Genomic DNA, 21377 nt, shown 5'->3' with positions numbered 1-21377 from the left:
GACGGATAGGGTGATCCCGATGCGTGAAGGGCTCGACCGGCATGGCCGGATAGATTGGGCAGGCGGCGCGATCTTCCGCCCTGTCCGGACCGGCAACGCGTTCGAGGAGACGGTCGAGCGGATCCTGCAGGCGATCAAGCTGGGGGTGTTCTCCTACGGTGATCGGCTGCCTTCGGAGCGGGACCTGGCGACCCGGCTGAACATCAGCCGGGTCACCCTCAGGGAGGCCATGCGCTCGCTGCAACAGGCCGGGTACGTGGAGTCGCGCCGCGGTCGCTACGGCGGCACCTTCGTGACCTACCAGGTCGCGGCTCCCGGCCCGGACGATCTACGACGGGTCGCCGAAGACATGGGCGGCCAGCTGACCGACGCGTTGACCTACCGCCTGGTGCTGGAGGTCGGCGCCGCCGAGCGGGCCGCCGAGCGGCGGTTGACCGACGAACAGCGCGCGTACCTGCGCACCCGCCTGCTGGAGTTGGAGAGCGCGTCGCCGGTGGAGTACCGGTCGGCCGACTCCCGGTTCCATCTGGCCATCGCGGAGCTGACCGGTTCGGACTCGCTGGCCGCCAGCATCGCCGACGCCCGGATGCGGCTGAACGACCTGCTCAACGCGATCCCGGTCCTCGATCGCAACATCGAGCACGCCACGGCGCAGCACCGCGCCATGGCCGAGGCGATCTTGAAGGGCGACCCGGAAGGCGCCCGCCGGGCGACGGAGGAACACCTGGCGGGGACCGCGTCCCTGCTCCGCGCCTTCCTCGGCTGATCGCCAACCGAGCAGTGAAGAACCCTTGACGTCGGTCGCCTGGAGTGGCAGATTCCCCCCATCCCAATGGACTGATTTTAATCCATTGAACGAGTCGACCCCCCTCACGACCCGGGAGATGCGCCGTCAGCGCGGACGCGCGCCCCCGTCCCAACCCTCATCACGCCTTCCGGGAGGCGCCCGTGGCTTCCGAACGATCCACGTCCGGCAAGACGCTTTCGGCCGACGAGCAACGCCTACACGAACTGGGCTACACCCAGGAACTCGCCCGCTCGATGTCGGCCTTCTCCAACTTCGCGGTCTCCTTCTCCATCATCTCGGTCCTGTCCGGCTGTCTGACGTTGTACGGATTCGGCATGGCCACCGGTGGCCCCGCGCTGATCAGTTGGGGCTGGCCGCTGGTCGGGCTGATGACGCTGTTCGTCGGACTGGCCATGGCCGAGGTGTGTTCCAGCTATCCGACGGCGGGTGGTCTGTACTACTGGGCCGCCATGCTCGCCCCCAGACGCGGTCCCGCGTGGTCATGGTTCACCGGCTGGTTCAACTTCCTCGGCCAGGTGGCGGTCACCGCCGGAGTCGACTTCGGCGCCGCGTTCTTCACCAACGCACTGCTGGAGATGCAGTTCGGCTTCGCCGCGACACCTGCTCACACCATCACGCTGTTCGGCGTGATCCTGGCGATACACGGCCTGCTGAACACCTTCGGCGTCAAAGTGGTGTCGATCTTCAACAACGTCAGTGTGTGGTGGCATCTGCTCGGCGTGCTGATCATCGTCGGCGCGCTGGTCCTGCTGCCTACCCATCACGCGTCGGCGGAGTTCGTCTTCACCAAGTTCGTCAACAACACCGGCTTCCACAGTCCCGTCTACGTCGGCCTGCTGGGCCTGCTGCTCGCCCAGTACACGTTCACCGGCTACGACGCCTCGGCGCACATGACCGAGGAGACCCATGACGCGTCCCGCTCGGGCCCGCGCGGCATCGTGATGTCCATCCTGGTCTCGCTGGCCGCCGGATGGGTGCTGCTGCTCGGCATCACCTTCGCCATCCGTGACTACAGCGGTGCGTTGAACAGCGCCACCGGAGTGCCTCCCGCGCAGATCTTCATCGACGCCGTAGGTGTGACCGGCGCCAAACTGCTCCTGGTCATCGCGATCGGCGCCCAGTTCTTCTGCGGCATGGCCTCGGTCACCGCCAACTCGCGGATGATCTACGCCTTTTCCCGGGACGGCGCGCTGCCGGGTGCACGCCTGTGGCACCGGCTGAACGAGCGGACCTGCACCCCGACCAACGCGGTGTGGCTGGCCGCCGGTGGAGCGTTCCTGCTGGGCCTGCCCTACTTGTGGAACGCCACCGCCTACGCCGCCGTCACCTCGGTTTCCGTGATCGGCCTGTACATCGCGTACGTGATCCCCGTGTTCCTGAGGCTGCGCCAGGGCGACGCGTTCCAGCGCGGCCCCTGGCATCTGGGCAGGTGGAGCAAGCCCATCGGGGTGGTGGCGGTCGCCTGGACCGCGTTGATCACGGTGCTGTTCATGTTGCCCACCACCAGCCCGATCACGGCCGCCAACTTCAACTACACGCCCGTCGCGGTACTGATCGTCCTCGGCTTCGCCGGAGTGTGGTGGCTGGTGTCGGCCCGTCGCTGGTTCACCGGGCCGAAGGTCCACGGAACGCCAGAGGAACGCGCCGCGCTCGAAGCGGAGTTGGAAGGCATCTGATGCCTCCTCACCCTGAGCGGCCAGGCCTCGGTTAGGGTCTGTCCGGTGGATCTTGGTCGAACCACCACCATCCGGTGGTCAAGATCCACCGGACAGGCCCTTCCTGCGTCCCGCCAGTCAGGCGCCGGCGCTCACGGCCGCCTCGGGTGCCGGCGGAGTGGGGGGAAACGGGATCTCGGTCAGTACGGGGAGCAGCGACGCCTCCTCGTAGTCGAGGTGCGCTGTCAGTTCCCGCGACATCCGGTCCAGTTCGCTGCGGAAGCGACCGGGGCCGGCGGTGCCGATGTCAGCCAGCAGGGCGAGCAGCTCGCCCTGGATGCGCGTGACTGTCTGATGCTCGTCGCGGAGCCGGTTGAGGGCGTCCCGCAAAACCGGCCGACCGCGACTCGACCACCTCGCCGACGGCTCCATCGGTCATCGGCCGGTCCAGTTGAACGCTCGCGGCCCGACGCGCCCAAGGCCGTCTGGGTACGGCTTCCTGTGCCCATCGGACGCCCCTGGATGCGGCGCCGACTCCGTGGGTGCTTCACCTGGCTGGCGGCTCACCCTGTTCGGACTTCGACGGACGTGCTCGACGTCCGGGTGCGGATCCGGGCATGGAGATGGGCAGCACCGGGATACCGGTGCTGCCCTGGTGCAGCGGATTCGGGTGCTCGTGTCAGCGGTGCCCGCGCCTACCGGCGGGCGCGGCTGCTGGCTGCCGCCAGCGCATCCGACACACTGGCCGGGCACCCCTAGACGGCCTCGGCCTGCATCGTGGCGCGGACGGCGGCCAGGCACGGGGAGCAGCAGCGCTCCGTCGACGCATGGCCGCCCACGAGCAGTCCGGCGTGTACCGTCTGGACAAGCTGCTGCCCACACAAAGCCATGCCACTGTCGTCCTTAGCGATGACATGCCACAGCAGTGCCAAGCTGTTAGTGGCATTCTCGACGCTACCGGTCACATCGGGGTCGAATTCGGCGCGCATCTCGTACATCGGCCTCTCCCTGGCTCATGTCGCAGTGGGGCGACGGGCCCCGGCACGGGCAGAGCCGGGCGGCCCCGCGCAGGCATTTCCCAGCCCACCTGCGGATCCATCGAAACGCCCGGCCCCCGAATGGACCATCAGAGGTAGGCCATCCGGGTGAACATCGAAGACGGGTGCTCCGGCCCGGAGCACTCCCCCCGTGTGACCGCGGTCCTGCACGGCGCCGCGAGCGCGGCCGAGAGGGTCAGCCCGCGGGGCGGCGGTCGATCGGGGTGAGCGGAGTGCTGATGGTGACCGACGTACGGCGCGGCCCGGACCACGGGGCCGGGACGGCGTCGATGTCACGTGCCAGCCGGTAGGTGAGCGCCTCGTAGTTGACCCGCCAGCCGCGGAAGTGCGGCCACGCCTCCTGCGGTGTGCGCTCCATCGGATACCCCTGCTCGGCCATCCGCGCCACGCCCTTGAGGAAGTCCTCGTAGGTGAGCTCCAGCACGTCGTCCGGATGGGGATCGTAGTCGTAAGGAATGCCGCGGCTGTCGGCGATGTCGCGCAGGCAGACGAAGCCCGCCCGAAGCGCCATCCGAACGTCGGCTCCCGGCTGGGAGGGGTTGAAGGCCAGCCGCAGCGCCGCGGCGTCCATCACCGCGAGCAGGGCGATCAGCCAGTTGCGGACCGGCTTGGTGGACCGGAAGTTGATCAGCACCGGGTAGGTGGTGTGGCTCTCGCTCAGCCCGGCGCTCCACCGCTCCCAGCTGCGGAAGAGGTCGGTGAGGCTGTCCAGCAGCTCGACCTGTGCGTACCGGGCGAGGATCTCCGGCCCCCAGGGCGGGCTCCCGGCGCGCGCCTCCAGCAGGGTGACCTCGGTCTCGCGACGCTGATAGGCGGTGTAGAGGGCGGGCAGATAGCCGACCTGCAGGCCGATCACGATGGGCCCGGTGGCGGCGGCACAGAAGTCGATGGCGTTCAACGTCGCCCGGGTCCCGCTGGCGAAGCCAAGGGTGAACAGTGACGAACCGGACTCGACCAGCGCGTCGCTGACGCTGAGTCCGCTCACCGCCGCCTCCAGCAGCGCATAGCCGACCATGAAGGACGCCAGCCAGCTGATCAGCGTGATGACGATGGCCAGCGGCGCCACGGGGGCGAGTGCCCGGTCCTTGGCCTCCGCGCTTTCCATCTGGTCGGCCAGCAGTTGGACCGGCCGTTGCACGGCGCGCTGGACGATCCGGGTGAAGCTGGAACGCGTCGGCCGGGGGATCACCAGTGTGCGCAGCACCGAGGAGAAGATCCCAAGCACGACCACGGCACCGGCGATGCCCATCAGTACCCGCAGCACAATGACGTTCCTTCCCGGCACCCGCTCCAACGAGGGAAGCCTACGAGGCACCGGTCGCACGGCGGTGCGGCGCCCCGGCCGCACCGCCGGAATCCCGTACATGAGGTCACCGGTCCGCCGGCCGCCATGGCCGGTGCACGGCTCACGCCGCCGCCGCTCCCCCGTGCCCCTTGCGCAGGAAGCTCTTCAACCGCCGCAGCGGCCAGGTGTTGATCACGTCGTCCGCGGTCAGCCAGCCACGCTGTGCGGTGCCTGTCGCATAGCGCAGATAGGGCAGGTGGATCGGGGTGTGGGCGTCGCTGTCGAGGGCGAACTTCACGCCGTAGCGCCTGGCCAGCATGATGTCCTCGTCGCGCAGGTCGAGTCGTTCGGGCTGGCCGTTCACCTCCATCGCGGTGCCCGTGCGGCCGCAGGCCGCGAACACCGCGTCGAGGTCCACGTCGATGGGCGGGCGTTTGCCGATGTGACGGGCCGTCGGATGGCCGATGACGTTGACGTACGGGTTCTCACAGGCCCGGATCAGGCGCCGGGTCTGGGCCTCGCGGCTCTGCTGGAAGTACGAGTGGACGGAGGCCACGCACAGGTCGAAGCCCGCCAGGAAGTCGGCGGGCCAGTCGACGTCGCCGGTGCGCCCGATGTTCAGCTCGGTACCGTGCAGCACCCGCAACTTGCGGTGTTTCCCGTCGAGTTGGCGCACCAGCTCGCGTTGGGCGAGCGCCTTCTCATCGGTCATCCGTTGCATGTAGAGGTCGGGGGCGTGGTCGGTGACCGCGTAGTACGCGTAGCCGCGTTCCGCCGCGGCGGCCACCATCTCCTCAAGGGGGGCGAGGCCGTCGGTGAGGTCAGTGTGGGTGTGCAGATCACCGCGGAGTTCCGCCTCGGCCACCGGGTCGGGAAGCGTGCCGTCCAGTGCGGCGGCGATCTCCCCCCGGTCCTCGCGCAGCGTCGGCGGGATCCACGGCAGACCGAGCCGCGCGTACACCTCCTCCTCGCTCCGCGAGACGATCAGCTTCCCGCTCTCGGCTTCGAACAGGCCGTATTCGGAGAGCTTCAGGCCCTGGCGTACCGCGATCGTCCGCAGGCGGATGTTGTGCGCCTTCGATCCGGTGAAGTAGAGCAGACCCGCGCCCCAGGATTCGGGTGGCAGCACCCGCAGGTCCACCTGCACGCCTTCCGCGGTGCGGATCGAGCTCTTGGTGCCGCCGTGCGCGATGACGTCGGCGGTGTAGGGCAGGCTGACGAAGGCGTCCATGAAGGGTGCCGAGTCCTTGGCCGCGACGAGGATGTCGATGTCCCCGACGGTCTCGCGCATCCGGCGCAGGGAGCCCGCGTAGGTGCAGCGGACACCCCCGGTGATCGCGGAGAGTCTGGCGAGCACGTCCTCGGCCGTCTGCACGGCGGTGTTGAGCAGGATCCGGTCGCCCGCCTGTCGTAGCAGACCGATGCCGTGCAGCAGGTTCTCCTCGGTCTTCGGGCCGAAACCCTTCAGACCGCGCAGTCTTTCGGTGCGGATGGCCTCGGCCAGCTCGTCGACCGAGGCGATGTGCAGGTCCTCGTAGAGCGCCATGGCTTTCTTGGGTCCGAGGGTGGGGATCCGGATCAGCTCGCGGACGCTCGCGGGAATTCGGGAGCGTCGTTCCTCGAGTGCCGGGATGTGCCCGCTGCGGAAGTATTCGGCGACCTTCTCGGCGATGGAGGCGCCGACGCCGGGAATCTCGCGCAGTTGTCTGGCGTCCAGCCGGGAGACATCAGCGTGGTACCCGCCCACCGCGCGGGCCGCCTTCTCGTAGGCGCGGGCCTTGAAGGCGTCGCCACCGGTGACGGACAGGAGGTCGGCGTACTCCTGGAGAAGCGCCGCGACCTCCTCGTTGGGCCGCACCATGCTCCCATTTTAGGCGGTGCGGACGAGTTGGGTGGTATGAGGCCGTTCTGTCGAGGGGTAGCCGCCTCGTCGGGTGTACGGGCGGTCGAACGCGCTCTGGCCACCGCGAGCGACCCACTGACAGTCTTGGCATGAAACCGCCAAGTCGGAGGGGCCTGCATGAATCGGTTGAGAACCCGCACGGGCACGCTGCTCGCCACCGCGGCGCTGGTCGCCCCCGTCGCCGTGCTCGGCGCCCCGGCCGCGCACGCGGCCCCGGCCTGCGTGAACACCTCGGCTCCGCTCACCGTCGAGGAACAGCGCCTGGCCAAGCCCGTGCCTCAGGAGATACTGCACCGTAGTGGCTTCGGCGCCAAGGCCCCCGCGTTCGTACGGGAGTTGTGCGCGGCCCACACTGCGGCGCGGGCCCGGCGCGTCGTCACCGAGAGCGGCCGGCAGCTGTGGCGGGCCGCGGTCGACCGGGCGCAGGGACGCGGCCCGGCGGAAGAGCATGCCGACGGCCGTGGGCCGTCCGCCGCGGACGGCGGGCAGCAGGCAGGGCTCGACAGGTCCGACGACCGGCCGCTGTACTGGGCACGACTCGGCATGACACGGGCGCTGCGCCAGTGGCAGCCGCGATTCCCGCTCGGCGAGCGCGAACGGGCTGCTTTGCTCGGGCGGTTGGAACGGTCGTCGCGCGGCGAGGACTCGGTCGACCTGCCCGCGGGCAGCCGCGTCAAGCGCGTCATCGTCACCGGCTTCGATCCGTTCACCCTGGACACCGACATCCGCATCGGCAACCCTTCGGGCGCCAACGCGCTGGCGCTGGACGGGACGACCCTGCGGACCGCGGCCGGTCCGGTGCGGATCGAGACCGTCATCTTCCCGGTCCGCTGGGATGACTTCGCCGACGGTACGGTCGAACGGACGCTGTTCCCCTACTTCACCCCCGGCCCGCGGCGGGTCGACATGTTCGTCACCGTCAGCCAGGGCCGGGTCGGCCGCTTCGACGTGGAACGGTGGAACGGTGCCTGGCGCGGCGGCTTCCCCGACAACGACAACCTGTCCCGTACGGGCACGATCCCGCTGCCCGTCTGGGTGCCCGGCCATCGCCAGCAGCCGCAGTGGACGGTCACCACGCTGCCGTACCAGCGGATCGTCCAGGCGTACACCGGCCCCTTCCCGGTGTACGACCACACCGAGGTCACCGAACTCCCGGCTGGTCAGAGCACACCGGTGACCCGGCCCGACGGACCCACGCCGGGCTCTACCGCGCGAGCGGGCGGCGGAGGTGACTACCTGTCCAACGAGATCGCCTACCGCGCGACCCGGCTCAGGGACGCGGCGGCACTCCACGTTCCGGGCGGCCATGTCCACACCCCGGTTCTGGAGTTCGGGGCAGGCAACACCGGTGCGATCACCGATCCAGCCTTCGAACACAACCGGATGGCCATCCTCAGCCAACTCCGCGCCATCATCACCATCGCCGCGGGCACCCTGCGGTGAGCGCCTGAGGCCCACGGGCGCCCTCGTACCGCCTACGGACGGGCGGTGTGCGCACCTGCCTCGGTGGCCGACGGGTCCAGGAGCTGCCGACTGGTCCAGGAGCTGGTGGAGCAGATCGCCGAGTTGGTCGAGCTGGTCGGCCGCCAGGGGGGAAGGAGCCGGTGACGACCTCGCTGACGAGGGCGCCTCCGGCATCGCGTAGCTGTCGCCGGCTTCCCGTGCGGCGGTGCCGTACGGCGCGCCCCGGCCCGGGGAGGCGTTCGATGCGGCCGCGCTCGGCCATGCGGTTGGCGAGGGGACCGAAGGACTAGCCGGTCTGGCAGGTCAGCTGGGCGAGGTCGTGCGGCGGAGCGTCGGGTGACGGTCGAGGTGGCGCAGGGTGTTCAGCCACCGCTGACCTCGTGTCACGCCCCGCAGGGGGCGCCCCGTTCGGGACCGGCGCCAGTCAACGGGTGCGGGTGGCAACGGCTGCGATGACCGGCCGCCAGTCCTCCATCGTGCCGGTGTCCAGGCCGACGACCTTGCCCGCGTCGTCCGCCTCGCGCAGCGCTATCGCGGCCTGCGCCAGCGGGTCACGGCGAAAGCGCTCCGCTTCGGCCTGCGTCATCGCTCCGCCCTGCGACTTGAGCGTCAGGGCGCTCTGCGGGGACAGGCTCCGCCCGGTGTCGGTCGCTGCCAGGTAGCGCTTGGCCGGTATGTGCAGTTCGACGAGCCGGGCCACCCGCTCGCCGAGCAGGGGCCGCACCGCGTTCGCCGCGTGCTGGGCGTGCCCCGCGTCGTCTCCCGGCCGCAGCAGGTGGCCGATGTCGTGCATCAGACCGGCTACCTGGAGTTCCTCGTCCTCGGGGTACGCACCGCGCAGCAGCCGAGCCGTCTGCAGCCCGTGATCGTGCAGGTCCACCGGATCGCCGGAACGATCCGGGGTGTCCCAGGCTCCCCGGCAGGAACAGAGCAGCGCCATCAGCTCATCGACGCTGTTCACGGGCGGCATGTCCATGGAAAGGCGCTCCTTCAACGTTGCTGCGGCGCCCCAACAGAACATGGCCGGATGAACTGCGGGCGAACGGCCGCAGCCGGCTGTGGATGTTTCAACCGAGTTGGCCGATGACGGAAAGAGGGTGGTGCGAGGCAGGGCAGCACCACCACGCCTCCTCGTCCACGGCACAGGGTTCCATCGGGTGGTTGTGACCTGGGCAGGCGGGCCAGGGCAGCGCCTCGTAACCGATCAGATCGTCCTGAGTGATTTCGGCGATCCGAGCGGCCAGTTCCGCTTCCGCCAACTCGGTGTTCACACCGGACCCGAAGAGCGTCATCTGCGGAGTCCGCAGCCCCACGACTACGTAACCGGCCGGGGCGCCCGCTTCCCGCCCGGCCCACCAGCGCAGCTCGGGGAGGCGCGCGTGCACCGTGGGGTCATGGAGGAGGTCATGCCCGACGCGAGCACAGGAGCCCACCAGGCTGGTCGGCAGACCTTCCGCGGGTGCGCCGACCAGTTCCCAGGAAGCCGGCTTCGGTGCGGCTGACATCAATTCGGTGCCGCCTCTATCGGATCGAAGCGCTGCTGACCAGTGCGGAGGCGCCGGCCGACACAGCGTGCCGGTGCGACACCGCGTCGCCACCCCCGTTGTCGACGACGTAACGGAAGACGAACCGGACGTTGGCGATGCCGGTACGACCATCGGCGTTGACCGGGAAGACGCAGCTCCCGCTGGCCTGCATATGCGGTCCCATCGGGTTCTCCGGGAACGTCCAGTGCCATAGGTAACCCGGCGGGATCGAGTGGTAGTCACTCGCGCCGGTGAGTGCGCCGTTCTTGGACTGCCACGCTCTGCACTGCATCGTGCCGGTGGCGATCGACCTCAGGTACGGGCTGATGACGAACGAGAACGCGACCGGGTTCTCACGGAACGGTCGCCCGCCGCTCACGTAGCTGACCTGTGCGGTGAAGTGCCCGTTGGAGTCGGTGGCTTGGAAGAACTGATCGCCGATCTCGAAGTACTTCTCGCCGTAGTCACCCGCGGCGACTGCCGGTAGGACCAGGCCGACACTCGCCACCAGGAACGCGGCGAAGGCAATGGCCAGGTGGAGGATTTTGCGCACTCCATACCCCCCTTACCCCTTTGGATGGTTCTAGCCGGTTAATCCTAGGGGCCGACCGGTCGCGAACGGTGTATTCACCTTTAAGGAAACGTGAACGAGGCGTGGTCGGCGTAGGCGCCGGCGGATGCCAGGGGGCGGCCCTCGCCGCATCCAGAGGCGGAACCGTCGCGGATGCGCGAGGATGGAACCGATGACCCACCGCAGGTGGTCGGGCCCCGACTCGTGCGCGACGCCCCGGCCGCGTTCTTGAGTGGCGATGGGTGGGTTGGGTCGGCGACGTCAAGTGCGCCCGAATCAGCCCGAGTTCCGCCAGACGCACCGCAAGGGGCGATCATGAATGTGAGGGATGCGAACCCCGGGAACGCCAGCACCGGAAGCCAGGCCGCCACGGTGAAGGGTGCCACCGACGCCGCACTGGCGGGTTGTGCGGCACTGGTGACGGGCGCGTCCAGCGGCATCGGAGCGGCCACCGCCATGGCCGTAGCCCAGCGGGGCGCCGCTGTCGCACTGGCCGCCCGCCGCGCGGAGCGGCTGGAGGAGCTGGCCACCGCGATCAGGGACCAGGGCGGCACATGCATCGCCCTCACCGCCGACCTACGGGACGCGGCGCAGGCACGTCGCACCGTCGAGGACACCGCGGACCGCCTCGGGCGGCTGGACGTCCTGGTGAACAACGCCGGTTACGCGGCGACGGGATCCGTCGAAGAGAGCGACCCCGAGGACTGGGAGCGGATGATCGATCTCAATGTCAAGGCGGTCCTGCACATGTCGCAGGCGGCGCTGCCGCATCTGCTGCGTGCGGCAGCGGACGGCCCGCGCGGGGTCGCCGATCTGGTGAACGTCAGCTCGGTCGCGGGCCGGGTGGTACGGGAGAGGAGCAGCGTCTACTCGGCGACGAAGCACGCGGTGGGCGCGTTCAGCGAGGGCCTGCGCCAAGAAGTGACCGCGCGGGGTGTCCGGGTGGGTCTGGTCGAGCCGGGACTGACCCGCACGGAGATGACGGCCGACGGCGGTGCCGCGGCCATCGCGCGTGACATCCCGGAGAGCAGTTGGCTGCGCGCCGAGGACATCGCCCGCGCCATCAGCTTCATGGTCACCCAGCCCCCGCACGCCGCGGTCAACGAGATCATGGTGCGTCCGACGGCCCGGGGGCACTGACCGCCGAGGCGGACGCGGTCAACGCCCGGGCAGGTGCGGGCGCACACACGCAGGAAGGATGTGCCCATGCCCACGGACTCCCATCCCGGTCCGCTGCGGGTACTCGTCTTCGGCGCCGCGCTGCGGGCCGACTCAACCAACGCCCGGCTGGCCTCCCTTGTGGCCCGGCTGATCGCCGACACCGGAGCCACCGTCGATCACGCCACCATGCACGACTTCGACATGCCCCTCTACGACGGCGACGTGGAAGCCGCCCAGGGTCTGCCGGGGGGCGCTCTGGCGTTGCGGGACCGGATTGAGCGCAGCGACGCCTTCGTCATCTCCTCCCCCGAGTACAACGGTTCGGTGCCCGGGTTGCTGAAGAACGCGATCGACTGGGTCTCCCGCGTCCGACCACAGCCGTTCAGGACCAAGCACGCGCTGCTCGTCTCCGCATCGCCGTCCCTGTTCGGCGGCAACCGCGGGTTGTGGGCGCTGAGGGTTCCCCTGGAGCACCTCGGCACCCGCGTCTATCCGGACATGTTCAGCCTCGCCAGGGCGTACCAGGCGTTCACCGGGGACGGCCGGCTCGTCGACTCCGACCTGCAGCAGCGCCTCACCGAAACGGTCCGGGCCTTCCTCACCCTCGTCGGGGCCGATGTGCGATACGTCTGCCTGGAGCGCCGGTGGTACGAGTTCCTGGGGGACCGCACCGAGGCGCCCGTCACCCAACGGGCGGAGGGCTAGCGCCTCTCCGGCGGCCGGCCGCGATCCTCGCCGAGGTGAGCCGGAGCAACGTCCGCGGTGGCGGGCTCAGTTGGCGGCGGCCCGGCCGCCGTCATGCTGGAGCGCGGGGCCGAGGGCGCGCCGTGGTCACCGGCCCCGGTCGCCGTCGTCGTCCTCTCCCCATCCGGCGTCCCGTTCCTCGTCGCTGAGCAGGTCGCTGTCCTCGTCTGCTGAGAACTCACGCTGATCGTCCATGTCCTCATGATGCCGACTGACCGGCGACCGGCGCAGGCGGCCTGGCCGAAGCGGGTGCCCGTACCGCAGGTCGATGCGACCACATCAACCCAATCGGAACGCGACGCCGAACACTGTCCGACAGCCAGACGAATAGACCATCGAATGTATGGCAGATCACCCTCTCAAGCCTAAGAATCGCTCCACTTCACTGCTAATATTCAAACGAATCTTAAGTGCCGATAGAGGGGGCAGACAGTCATGGCCGGGGGCAAGCGAGTCATCGTCGGCGTCAGCGGATCGCCGGCCAGCCTGGCGGCGCTGCGCCGGGCCGTGGCCGAAGCGCGGCGCGCCGAGGCTCTGCTCGTGCCGGTGCTCGCCTGGTCCCCGCCAGGCGGCGAGACCGCGTACCGCAGGCACCCCGTCCCGCACCTGCTGTGGGAGTGGCAACAGGCCGCCCGCAAGCGCCTGGACACCGCTTTCGACGAGGCCTTCGGCGGCTACCCGTCCGACCTGCGCATCCACCCGATGCCGGTGCAGTTCGCCGCCGGGCCCGCCCTGGTGCAGCTCGCCGACGACCCGGACGACCTCCTCGTGGTCGGCACCGGGCGCCGCGGTCGACTGCGCCGCCTCCTCCACACCTCGGTCAGCCGCTACTGCCTGGCCCGCGCGAAGTGCCCCGTCATCGCGGTCCCGCCGCCCGAGCTGCTCCACGAACTGAGTTTCACGGCACGGGCGTTCCGGAAGTTCCCGGACCTGGAGACGTCCGGATGGGCGGCGGCGGTACACGCCCACCGCGGCTGAGGACGCCGCGGCCGGCCCTGCTCCGGCGTCGCCTACCAGCTCACCGGCAGTTCACAGGGAAAGCGCCGGATGGTTTCGGTGTTCCACCGCAGGTCTTCGGCGGCCACCGCCAGCCGCAACCGCGGGAAACGGGTGAGCAAGGCGCCAATGGCCACCTCCAGTTCGGCCATGGCCAGGGGAACGGCGATGCAGTGGTGCCCACCCCAGCCGAACGCCATGTGCGGACTGGGCGGACGCCCGAGGTCAAGCACATCAGGATCGCTGTACCTGCCCGGATCCCGATTCGCCGTCAGATAGGAGACGTGCACGAACTCCCCCGCCCGGATCAGGACCCCGGACAGGTCCACGTCTTCCGTCGCGACGCGCGGAATACCGACTCCCGTGCGGAACGGGATGAAGCGCAGGAGTTCCTCCAGGGCGTCGGGCAGCAGCTCGGGACGGCGGCGCAGCAGGGCCATCTGGTCGGGGTGGGTGAGCAGGAGGTAGGCGATGTTGCTGATCTGGCAGGTGGCCGTGTCATGGCCGCTCATCATCAACGTCAGCGCCATGACGGCCAGTTCCTGGTCGTCGAAGGCGTCATCGCCGTCCCGGGCGGCGGCCAGGTTGCCGATCAGGTCGCCGCCCGGACTGCGCCGCCGTCGCGCGGTGAGATCGACGAAATAGGAGCGCAGGTGCGCCTTGGCCTCGGCGGCGGCATGGCGCGTGTCCGGGCCGGTGGACAGCATCTCGTGGACATGCCCCTGCAACATGGGCCAGTCAGCGGAGGGGATGCCCAGCAGTTCGCAGATGGTTCGCTGGGGCAGGGGCGTCGACAGGTGGCCGGCCAGATCCGCGGGTGCTCCGTGCTCGGCCATCTCATCAAGGAGGCTGTCCACGATGCGCTGCACCGCGGGCCGCATCCGGTCCACATGCGGCTTGGTGAACGCCTGCGAGGCCAGTCTGCGCAGTCTGCTGCTGTGGGGCGGATCCATCACGTTGATGGATTCGGGGGAGACGATGGGTTCCGGGGTCAACCGCGGGTAGTCACGACCGATGATGGCCGCCCGACTGAACCTGTGGTCCGTGGTCACCTGCCGCACCCCCTCGAAATCCGTGACCAGCCACGCCGGGTCGCCATAGGGCATACGGATGCGGGTGACAGGGCCGGCGGACATGAGTTCGCGGAACAGCGGGTCGAACTCCAGCCCCTCCCGAAAGTCGAACGGACAGCTCACAGCAACGTCCTCGTCCACGCGAGCACTCCGTAACGGTAGCGATCAGAACAAACCAGACACCACTTCCATGGTTAGCTTGGCTCCGCCCATCAAAGCGGCTTCATCCCGCATTTCCCCCTGACAGCCGAACAGGCGCCCAAGCCGTTCGCCGAGGACGGGCAAGGCCGTGGCGCCACTGGCGCGGACGCGGGCCGGCGCGGCGTATTCGGTTGTGGTCGATCGGGCAGGGCCGGCAGTCTGGCGCGATGGCCCATCGCTCCTGGTGATCAGGAGCTGCCCGGGAGCCGGGACCGCAGCCCTCCGTCCGGCACCAGACCGGAGATCATCACGATCGCGCGACGAAGCCCAACCTCTATGCCCTGAAGGGCACTTCGGCGCCTCGGCGCCCTCGGCGAACGGGCTACCCGTCCGTCGACGCGGGAGCTGTGGCCGGACGCGACCCGCGTGACGTGTCGGAGATTTGACGCCTCCTGAGGCTTGCTGACACACCCTCAGGGCGCTTGACTGGACACGGACAACCGCTTTCGGCCGTGCGAACCACGCCCAGCGCGTTGTCATCCCCCACCACGCATGAGGAGTTCGGGATGCGCAAACACAGATCCCGCAATACCAGCTCCACGCGTTCCTCGGGCGACCGCTCCTGGCGCTCGTTCCGGCACACCCTGGCAGTACTCGCCGCAGCGGTGACGGCGGTGCTGGGCGCGGCCGCGTCCAGTACCGCGTCATCCGGTGGCATCGCCGCCACGCCGAACGGCGCTGGCGCGCACCACTCCGGCCAGGTGCACTACGTGCGCACCCACGGCCGTACCGTCCGCGTGGAGACACACGGACGCTTCGGTGTCGTACCCGCCCTGCGCGGCGCCGCCACACCACGTACCGCCGATCGGCGGCGGCCGACGGCGAGTGGCACCCTGCAGTACAACGGCGGCCCGGTCCAACACCAGCTGAAGGTGTACCTGGTGTTCTGGGGCAACCAGTGGGACAGCGACTCCAACGGCGTCCAGAGCTACGAGACCAACCTCTTCAACGGTCTGGGCACCTCGCAGGACACCTGGTCCACCGTCACCTCCCAGTACACCGACTCCTCCGGTCAGGGGCCGTCCTTCAACGGGCCGGTGCTGGCCGGAACCTGGGTCGACGACTCCGCGGCCGCTCCGAGCTCCGCCGCCGCCTCGGACATCGCCGCCGAAGCGACCGTGGGCGCCCAGCACTTCGGGGTGTCCGGCAACGACGTGCAGATCGTCGTGCTCAGCCCGAGCGGCACCTCTCCGGACGGGTTCCCGAACTCCGGGTTCTGCGCCTGGCACGACTACAACGGCACGGTCCCGTACACGAACATGCCCTACGTCCTGGACGCGGGGTCCAGCTGCGGCGCGAACTCCGTCCAGAACCAGCTCGACGGTTTCAGCATCGTCGAAGGGCACGAGTACGCGGAGACGGCCACCGACCCCCAGCCGTCCAGCGGTTGGGTGGCTTCGGACGGTTCGGAGAACGGTGACCTGTGCGCCTGGCAGAACCTGGGCGCGATCAGCCTGCCGACCGGCTCCTTCGCCATGCAGCCGACGTGGAGCAACGCCGCCGGCGGATGCGCGATGTCCGGCTGACCCCTGATCCCGCGACGGGGGGAGGGAGCCCGGGTGCCTCGCCTGGTGGGCACACGGGCTCCCTCCCCAGCCGTGGAATCACCCCCTGTATGGGCCATTTCATGCAGATGACCCCAGGGTAGGAAGTGCTCGTGATCGTCGAGAACATCGTCGAGAGCAGGGGGCCTGAGAAGCCGCTGGACCTCGCCACTGGCGTCCGTCCGGAGAGCGAGGAGTACGGCAATGGCAAGCGACCACCCCATGCAGCTCGGCATGGTCGGGCTCGGCCGGATGGGTGCGAATCTGGTGCGCAGGCTCATGCGGGACGGACACCGCTGCGTCGTCCATGACATCAGCGAGAGCGCGGTGAAGACGCTTGAGGGCGAGGGAGCCCTGGGCGCGGCATCCCTGCCGGACTTCGTGGCGAAGTTGGAGAAGCCTCGGGCCATCTGGCTGATGCTGCCCGCCGGTGTCGTACAGACCACACTCGACCAGTTGGCCGGACTGCTCGACCCGGGCGATGCCGTGATCGACGGTGGCAACTCCTACTACCGGGACGACATGGCACGCGCCAAGCAGCTCGCGGCGCGGAACCTCCACTATCTGGACTGCGGGACCTCGGGTGGCGTCTGGGGCCTGGAGCGCGGTTACTGTCTCATGATCGGCGGCGAGGAGGAGCCCGTCCGCCGGCTGGACCCGATCTTCCGCAGCATCGCCCCCGGCGTCGGCAGCGCCGAGCCCACGCCCAGCCGTACGCGGCCCGGCGGCACCGCTCCCGAGGGCTACCTCCACTGCGGCCCGAGCGGCGCGGGCCACTTCGTGAAGATGGTCCACAACGGCGTTGAGTACGGCATGATGGCCGCGATCGCGGAGGGCCTCAGCATCATCAGGCACGCCAACGTCGGCGAGACGGCCCGCCCGCTCGACGCGGAGACCGCACCCATGCGCGATCCGGATGCCTACCGGTTCGACATCGACGTCGCCGAGGTCGCCGAGGTCTGGCGTCGCGGCTCGGTCGTCGGTTCGTGGCTGGTAGACCTGATGGCCGACGCCCTCGCCCGATCACCCCGGCTCGACGACTTCGCCGGACGTGTGTCGGACTCCGGTGAGGGCCGGTGGACGGTGCTGGCGGCGGTCGACGAGGGCGTACCCGCACCCGTCATCACCGCGGCGCTTACCGACCGTTTCCAGTCGCAGGCGCTGGGCGAGTTGGCCCACAAGGCCCTCTCCGCGATGCGGAGCGAGTTCGGGGGCCACGCGGAGAAGAAGGGCTGACGCCGATGAGCTCCGCCGCGAAGTCAGCAGATACCGACACCACGTCCCAGGTCCCCGACGACCATGTCATCGTGCTGTTCGGGGCGACCGGGGACCTTGCCAGGCGCAAGCTGCTGCCCGGACTCTTCCATCTGGCCAACGCCGGTCTGCTGCCCAGGAAGTACCGGATCATCGGCTCGGCGCCGACGAAGTCCGCGTTGCGCGACGAGGAGTTCCGTCAGCGCGCCAAGGACGCCGTCGCCGAGTTCGGGATGGCCAAGCCGGTGGGCGAGGCATGGCGGGCGTTCGAGAGTGCGTTGAGCTTCGGCACCGCCGATCCCGAGCAGCCTGGGCCACTGATCGCGGCGGTGAAGGCGGCCGAGAAGGCCATCGGCGGGAGCCCGCGCCGGCTGTTCCATCTCGCGGTGCCGCCAGCGGCCTTCGGCTCGGTCGTCGGAATGCTCGGTGCGACGCGGCTCGCAGAGGGCGGCAGCGTCATCATCGAAAAGCCCTTCGGTTCCGATCTGGCATCGGCCCGTGACCTCAACGGGACCGTCCACGCGGTCTTCGACGAGTCCCGGATCTTCCGTATCGACCATTTCCTCGGCAAGGAGTCGGTGGACAACATCCTCGCGCTCCGCTTCGCCAACGGACTCCTGGAACCCATCTGGAACCGCGACCACATCAGCCATGTGCAGATCGACGTGCCGGAGGCCATCGGGATCGAGGGGCGCGCCGGGTTCTTCGAAGGTACGGGCACCTTCCGGGACATGATCGTGACCCATCTGTTCCAGGTGCTCGGCTTCGTGGCGATGGAGCCACCGACGACGCTGGCCGCGAAACCACTGCGAGACGAGCGGAGCAAGGTCTTCGAGGCGATGAAGCCGATCGATGTCGCACACGTCGTACGCGGCCAGTACGACGGCTACCGCTCCGAGCCGGGCGTCGATCCGCACTCACAGACCGAGACGTTCGTCGCGCTGCGCACAGAGGTCGACAACTGGCGCTGGGCCGGTGTCCCGTTCTTCTTGCGCTCCGGCAAGTCACTCGCGCAAAGACGCCAGGTGGTGTCACTCCACTTCAAGGAAACCCCCTTGCGGATGTTCCCCGTCGACACGCGCGCGAGCGTCGACCACCGGGCCAACACCCTCGTGATCGACTTCGACGACCCCGGCTGGATCGCCACCCGCTTCCTCGCGAAGGAGCCAGGCCCGACCATGCGCCTCGCCGAGGCGGAGATGACCTTTCGTTACGCCGACTCCTTCCAGAAGGCGCACGGCCTTGAGGGATACGAACGGCTGATCCTGGACGCGATGCTCGGCAACCAGGCGCTGTTCACCCGCTCGGACGGAATCGAACGCCTCTGGGAGATCTCCGAGCCGCTCCTCAAAGCCCCGCCAGAGGTGGAACTGCACGCCCGGGGGTCCTGGGGGCCGGAATCGATCAATGACCTGATCGCGCCCCACCACTGGTATCTGCCGGACGGCCACTAGACGTACGGAGCAGCGCCACCACGGCGACTCGCCCTACTTGACCTCGTGGCGGTGCAGTTCGGCCAGCATGCGGTGAAGGGTGTCCGGCAGGCTCGTGATCTCCTCGGGCCGGATGCTCGCCGCCCAGAGGCGGTGGTCCTGCTCGGCCGCGACTTCATCGCCTATCAACGGCTCCCCATGACAACAGGTTTCCCTATGTCGACGAGCAGCCGGGCGGCCTCGGCGTACTCCGTGGCCTCGAAGAACCGCCCGGCGCGCGCCCAGCGCCCGGCCAAGCTCTCCTGCGGGTACGGGGGCGAGGTGTTGGTCAACTGAGCTCCTCGCCGGGTGCCGTGTGGGGGATGCGGTCGGCGGGGATGACCCCGAGCCGGCCGCTCTGGAAGTCCTCGAACGCCTGGATGACCTCGGCCTTGGTGTTCATGACGAACGGCCCGAAGTGCGCGACGGGTTCGCGGATCGGCCGACCGCCGAGGATCAGTACGTCGAGCTGGGGCGTCCGGCTGTCCGGCTGCCCGGTGGCGGACACCGTCAGGGCGGCGCCCGGTCCGAAGACGGCCAGCTGGTGTGCGTCGAGCGGGCGCTGTTCGGCTCCGACTGTGCCGCGTCCGGACAGCGCGTACACCAGTGCGTTGAAGTCGGGCCGCCAGGGCAGCACCAGACGGGCGCCGGGGCTCAGCGTGGCGTGGATCATGGTGATCGGTGTGAAGGTGGCGCCCGGCCCGTGGTGCCCGGCCACGTCACCGGCGATGACGCGGACGAGCGCGCCGCCGTCCGGCGAGGACAGCAGCACCGTCTGCTGGCCCTCGATGCTCTGGTACCGCGGGGGGTTGCCCTTGTTGGCGCGCGGCAGGTTGACCCACAACTGGATGCCGTGGAACAGGCCTCCGGAGGCGACCAGGGCCTCGGGCGGTGTCTCGATGTGCAGGATGCCGCTGCCCGCGGTCATCCACTGGGTCGCGCCGTCGGTGATCGTGCCTCCGCCGCCGTGCGAGTCCTGGTGTTCCATCAGGCCGTCGATCATGTACGTGACGGTTTCGAAGCCGCGGTGCGGGTGCCAGGCGGTGCCCTTGGGTTCGCCGGGCGCGTACTCGACCTCACCCATCTGATCCATGTGGACGAACGGGTCAAGATCACGCAGCGTCGCCCCCGCGAAGGCCCGGTACACGGGGAATCCCTCGCCCTCGAAGCCCTGCGGCGCACTGGTCACCGAGCGCACCGGACGCTGCGGAGCCGCCTGCGGGTCCGGTTCCGGGACGCGTGGCAGGAGCAGGGTGTTCTCTACGGTCACAGCAGGCATTGCATCCTCCTCGGGCGGGGCGTGTAAGCCGAAGCATTTGGTTGAACGTTGAACGACTCATCTTCATTCCCGCCACCGCACATGACCGGCGCGGGTCGACTCGGCGCCCCGAAAGCCCGGCGGGCGACAAGCGGCCACGGATCGCGACCGGGCCACTGTGCCGCGTGATCGCGAGAAGCGGCACCGCAGGTCACCGGGGTACGGTGAGCCGTCTCATCACCGCGGTCGAGCGCCGCGACCCCGAACCGGCCGTTGAGGCGGCGGGAGATGCGCCGATATGAGCCACTGACCGCCGGGGAAGCGCTCTCACTCCGCCGCCGGCGCGTAGGGGTCGGTGATGCCCCCGGGAGAGGCCAGCCGCTCGATGTCCCACCCGGCGAGGCGCGCCGCGGACCGATAGACGCCCTCGTAGAAGTCGAGGACAGCGGCTCGGGCGTTCGCACCACCCCGGATGTCGTCGTAGTCCAACACCGCCAGGTGACTGCCGCGTTGTTCGACCCATCGTGCGGGCGCGGGGGACAGCCGCTGGTCGGCCAGGCCCTCAGGCTCCGGCGCGGCATAGGAGTAGAAGGTCGGCCGCGGGAAGGCGTCGTCGCCGAACCAGAAGCCCGCGCTGATGACCTCCCGGGAGTACGCCTCGCGGGTGACCGGGTCGACGCTCGGCGGCTGCTCGACGATTCGGCCCGAGAAGCGGGTGGCCGCGATGTCGAACGTGTGCCAGAAGTGGTGCACCGGGCTGATTTTTCCGGAGAATCCCGCGGAGAACTCCTCCAGGACCAGATTGACCTGGCTGAGCACCTGCCAGTAGCGGTTGATCCAGAACGGGTCGTATGAGGCGTGCTCGGTGTCGTCGGCAAAAGGTCGTTTCGCGTCGGGCAGTTCGTAGGGATGGGGGTGTTCGATGTGCACCGCCACCCCGATGGAGCGAAGGGCGTTCAGCGTCTCGCGGTAGAACGACGCGACCGAGTGTCCGGGCAGGGAGAACGACGCCGCCCTCCCGTCCAACGTACGTGCGATCAGTCGGTGGCCGACGAAATCGAAATCGATCGTGAAAACCGGATTCCCGTCCACCTGACCCATCGGGCGGGTCGTGGTGCCGCGGCCGGTCAGGTGGCACGGCACGTTCCACCAGTGGTTGCGTCGGACGCCGGAGGCCAGTCGGATCTTGCCGACGATCTGGGCGAACCGGTGCAGCGTCTCTTTCGAGTCCTTCCACTCCGCGAGCGGGATCGGGGGGAAGATCTCCATGGAGCACCACTCCTCGTGCCGCGCCGAAGCCGGTCAGGCCGAGCGGAGCGCCCAGCGGCAGCTCGGATTCGAGGCTAGGTGTTCGCCGGACGCGGCGCATCCGGAAGCGGCCTCACCGAGGGCGGGTCTTTACGC

General features: G+C 69.3%; 21 protein-coding genes. 9 read left to right on the top strand and 12 right to left on the bottom strand.

Annotation, left to right across the window (positions count from 1 at the left end; genetic code table 11):
• Positions 1–19: 19 nt before the first annotated feature.
• The gene (locus tag P2L57_RS13215) at positions 20–766 is read left to right on the top strand and encodes a FadR/GntR family transcriptional regulator (protein WP_275813230.1); all 747 of its coding nucleotides are present in this window, start codon (positions 20–22) and stop codon (positions 764–766) included.
• A 182-nt stretch (positions 767–948) separates the two neighbouring features.
• Positions 949–2484: an amino acid permease gene (locus P2L57_RS13210; protein WP_275813227.1), complete on the top strand. Its 1536-nt coding sequence runs from the start codon at positions 949–951 to the stop codon at positions 2482–2484.
• A gap of 117 nt (positions 2485–2601) precedes the next feature.
• Here P2L57_RS13210 and P2L57_RS13205 read toward each other — a convergent pair whose 3' ends face one another.
• The 4 genes from P2L57_RS13205 to polX form a co-directional block, all read right to left on the bottom strand.
• On the bottom strand, positions 2602–2853 hold the full coding sequence (locus P2L57_RS13205; protein ID WP_275813224.1) for a hemerythrin domain-containing protein: 252 nt from the start codon (positions 2851–2853) through the stop codon (positions 2602–2604).
• Between the two features lie 365 nt (positions 2854–3218).
• Positions 3219–3461: a hypothetical protein gene (locus P2L57_RS13200; protein ID WP_275813221.1), complete on the bottom strand. Its 243-nt coding sequence runs from the start codon at positions 3459–3461 to the stop codon at positions 3219–3221.
• Positions 3462–3696: 235 nt separating this feature from the next.
• Positions 3697–4785, bottom strand: a complete 1089-nt coding sequence (locus P2L57_RS13195) for a hypothetical protein (RefSeq protein WP_275813218.1) — start codon at positions 4783–4785, stop codon at positions 3697–3699.
• Between the two features lie 142 nt (positions 4786–4927).
• Positions 4928–6667, bottom strand: a complete 1740-nt coding sequence (gene polX / locus P2L57_RS13190; protein WP_275813214.1) for a DNA polymerase/3'-5' exonuclease PolX — start codon at positions 6665–6667, stop codon at positions 4928–4930.
• A gap of 159 nt (positions 6668–6826) precedes the next feature.
• Here polX and P2L57_RS13185 point away from each other — a divergent pair, with 159 nt between their 5' ends.
• Positions 6827–8152 (top strand): pyroglutamyl-peptidase I, encoded by a 1326-nt coding sequence (locus P2L57_RS13185; RefSeq protein WP_275813211.1) that lies wholly within the window; start codon positions 6827–6829, stop codon positions 8150–8152.
• Between the two features lie 445 nt (positions 8153–8597).
• Here the strand turns inward: P2L57_RS13185 and P2L57_RS13180 are convergent, their stop codons facing one another.
• The 3 genes from P2L57_RS13180 to P2L57_RS13170 all read right to left on the bottom strand — a co-directional run bounded on the left by P2L57_RS13180 (position 8598) and on the right by P2L57_RS13170 (position 10252).
• Positions 8598–9149 carry an HD domain-containing protein gene (locus tag P2L57_RS13180; RefSeq protein WP_275813208.1) on the bottom strand — a complete coding sequence of 184 codons (552 nt, stop codon included), beginning with the start codon at positions 9147–9149 and terminating at the stop codon, positions 8598–8600.
• A 91-nt stretch (positions 9150–9240) separates the two neighbouring features.
• On the bottom strand, positions 9241–9678 hold the full coding sequence (locus P2L57_RS13175; protein ID WP_275813205.1) for a hypothetical protein: 438 nt from the start codon (positions 9676–9678) through the stop codon (positions 9241–9243).
• 16 nt (positions 9679–9694) lie between these two features.
• Positions 9695–10252: a hypothetical protein gene (locus tag P2L57_RS13170; protein WP_275813202.1), complete on the bottom strand. Its 558-nt coding sequence runs from the start codon at positions 10250–10252 to the stop codon at positions 9695–9697.
• A 333-nt stretch (positions 10253–10585) separates the two neighbouring features.
• Between P2L57_RS13170 and P2L57_RS13165 the strand changes: the two genes are divergently transcribed.
• The 3 genes from P2L57_RS13165 (at position 10586) to P2L57_RS13155 (ending at position 13153) form a co-directional block, all read left to right on the top strand.
• Positions 10586–11410, top strand: a complete 825-nt coding sequence (locus P2L57_RS13165; protein ID WP_275813199.1) for an SDR family oxidoreductase — start codon at positions 10586–10588, stop codon at positions 11408–11410.
• A 66-nt stretch (positions 11411–11476) separates the two neighbouring features.
• Complete coding sequence (locus P2L57_RS13160; RefSeq protein WP_275813196.1) at positions 11477–12136, top strand: NADPH-dependent FMN reductase; 660 nt, start codon at positions 11477–11479, stop codon at positions 12134–12136.
• Between the two features lie 474 nt (positions 12137–12610).
• Positions 12611–13153 carry a universal stress protein gene (locus P2L57_RS13155; protein WP_275813192.1) on the top strand — a complete coding sequence of 181 codons (543 nt, stop codon included), beginning with the start codon at positions 12611–12613 and terminating at the stop codon, positions 13151–13153.
• A 32-nt stretch (positions 13154–13185) separates the two neighbouring features.
• Here P2L57_RS13155 and P2L57_RS13150 read toward each other — a convergent pair whose 3' ends face one another.
• Positions 13186–14385 carry a cytochrome P450 gene (locus tag P2L57_RS13150; RefSeq protein WP_275813190.1) on the bottom strand — a complete coding sequence of 400 codons (1200 nt, stop codon included), beginning with the start codon at positions 14383–14385 and terminating at the stop codon, positions 13186–13188.
• Positions 14386–14951: 566 nt separating this feature from the next.
• Between P2L57_RS13150 and P2L57_RS13145 the strand changes: the two genes are divergently transcribed.
• The 3 genes from P2L57_RS13145 to zwf all read left to right on the top strand — a co-directional run bounded on the left by P2L57_RS13145 (position 14952) and on the right by zwf (position 18697).
• Complete coding sequence (locus tag P2L57_RS13145; RefSeq protein WP_275813187.1) at positions 14952–15971, top strand: hypothetical protein; 1020 nt, start codon at positions 14952–14954, stop codon at positions 15969–15971.
• A gap of 222 nt (positions 15972–16193) precedes the next feature.
• Entirely contained in the window at positions 16194–17225 is a 1032-nt protein-coding gene (gnd, locus tag P2L57_RS13140) for a phosphogluconate dehydrogenase (NAD(+)-dependent, decarboxylating) (protein ID WP_275813184.1), read from the top strand.
• A 5-nt stretch (positions 17226–17230) separates the two neighbouring features.
• Positions 17231–18697, top strand: coding sequence for a glucose-6-phosphate dehydrogenase (gene zwf, locus P2L57_RS13135; protein WP_275813182.1), 1467 nt, complete (start codon positions 17231–17233; stop codon positions 18695–18697).
• Positions 18698–18730: 33 nt separating this feature from the next.
• Here zwf and P2L57_RS13130 read toward each other — a convergent pair whose 3' ends face one another.
• From P2L57_RS13130 to P2L57_RS13115, 4 genes are all read right to left on the bottom strand, one after another.
• Positions 18731–18865 (bottom strand): hypothetical protein, encoded by a 135-nt coding sequence (locus tag P2L57_RS13130; RefSeq protein ID WP_275813178.1) that lies wholly within the window; start codon positions 18863–18865, stop codon positions 18731–18733.
• The gene (locus P2L57_RS13125; RefSeq protein ID WP_275813175.1) at positions 18862–19008 is read right to left on the bottom strand and encodes a hypothetical protein; all 147 of its coding nucleotides are present in this window, start codon (positions 19006–19008) and stop codon (positions 18862–18864) included. The genes P2L57_RS13130 and P2L57_RS13125 overlap by 4 nt, the downstream gene beginning before the upstream one ends.
• Positions 19005–19994, bottom strand: coding sequence for a pirin family protein (locus tag P2L57_RS13120; protein WP_275813172.1), 990 nt, complete (start codon positions 19992–19994; stop codon positions 19005–19007). Before P2L57_RS13120 ends, P2L57_RS13125 begins: the two co-directional genes overlap by 4 nt.
• A gap of 306 nt (positions 19995–20300) precedes the next feature.
• The gene (locus P2L57_RS13115; protein ID WP_275813168.1) at positions 20301–21242 is read right to left on the bottom strand and encodes a DUF5996 family protein; all 942 of its coding nucleotides are present in this window, start codon (positions 21240–21242) and stop codon (positions 20301–20303) included.
• Positions 21243–21377: the final 135 nt, after the last annotated feature.

The organism is Streptantibioticus ferralitis (assembly GCF_029223525.1).
Taxonomy (GTDB): Bacteria; Actinomycetota; Actinomycetes; order Streptomycetales; family Streptomycetaceae; genus Streptantibioticus_A; species Streptantibioticus_A ferralitis.
This window is presented reverse-complemented; position numbering and strand designations above follow the sequence as displayed.

Bases quoted from the DNA above. Each gene is read 5' to 3' on its own strand.
- P2L57_RS13155 (WP_275813192.1), top strand. From the start codon at position 12,611: ATGGCCGGGGGCAAGCGAGTCATCGTCGGCGTCAGCGGATCGCCGGCC.
- P2L57_RS13180 (WP_275813208.1), bottom strand. From the start codon at position 9,149: ATGGACATGCCGCCCGTGAACAGCGTCGATGAGCTGATGGCGCTGCTC.
- gnd (WP_275813184.1), top strand. From the start codon at position 16,194: ATGGCAAGCGACCACCCCATGCAGCTCGGCATGGTCGGGCTCGGCCGG.
- P2L57_RS13165 (WP_275813199.1), top strand. From the start codon at position 10,586: ATGAATGTGAGGGATGCGAACCCCGGGAACGCCAGCACCGGAAGCCAG.
- P2L57_RS13175 (WP_275813205.1), bottom strand. From the start codon at position 9,678: ATGTCAGCCGCACCGAAGCCGGCTTCCTGGGAACTGGTCGGCGCACCC.
- P2L57_RS13120 (WP_275813172.1), bottom strand. From the start codon at position 19,994: ATGCCTGCTGTGACCGTAGAGAACACCCTGCTCCTGCCACGCGTCCCG.
- P2L57_RS13200 (WP_275813221.1), bottom strand. From the start codon at position 3,461: ATGTACGAGATGCGCGCCGAATTCGACCCCGATGTGACCGGTAGCGTC.
- polX (WP_275813214.1), bottom strand. From the start codon at position 6,667: ATGGTGCGGCCCAACGAGGAGGTCGCGGCGCTTCTCCAGGAGTACGCC.
- P2L57_RS13185 (WP_275813211.1), top strand. From the start codon at position 6,827: ATGAATCGGTTGAGAACCCGCACGGGCACGCTGCTCGCCACCGCGGCG.
- zwf (WP_275813182.1), top strand. From the start codon at position 17,231: ATGAGCTCCGCCGCGAAGTCAGCAGATACCGACACCACGTCCCAGGTC.
- P2L57_RS13145 (WP_275813187.1), top strand. From the start codon at position 14,952: ATGCGCAAACACAGATCCCGCAATACCAGCTCCACGCGTTCCTCGGGC.
- P2L57_RS13215 (WP_275813230.1), top strand. From the start codon at position 20: ATGCGTGAAGGGCTCGACCGGCATGGCCGGATAGATTGGGCAGGCGGC.
- P2L57_RS13160 (WP_275813196.1), top strand. From the start codon at position 11,477: ATGCCCACGGACTCCCATCCCGGTCCGCTGCGGGTACTCGTCTTCGGC.
- P2L57_RS13115 (WP_275813168.1), bottom strand. From the start codon at position 21,242: ATGGAGATCTTCCCCCCGATCCCGCTCGCGGAGTGGAAGGACTCGAAA.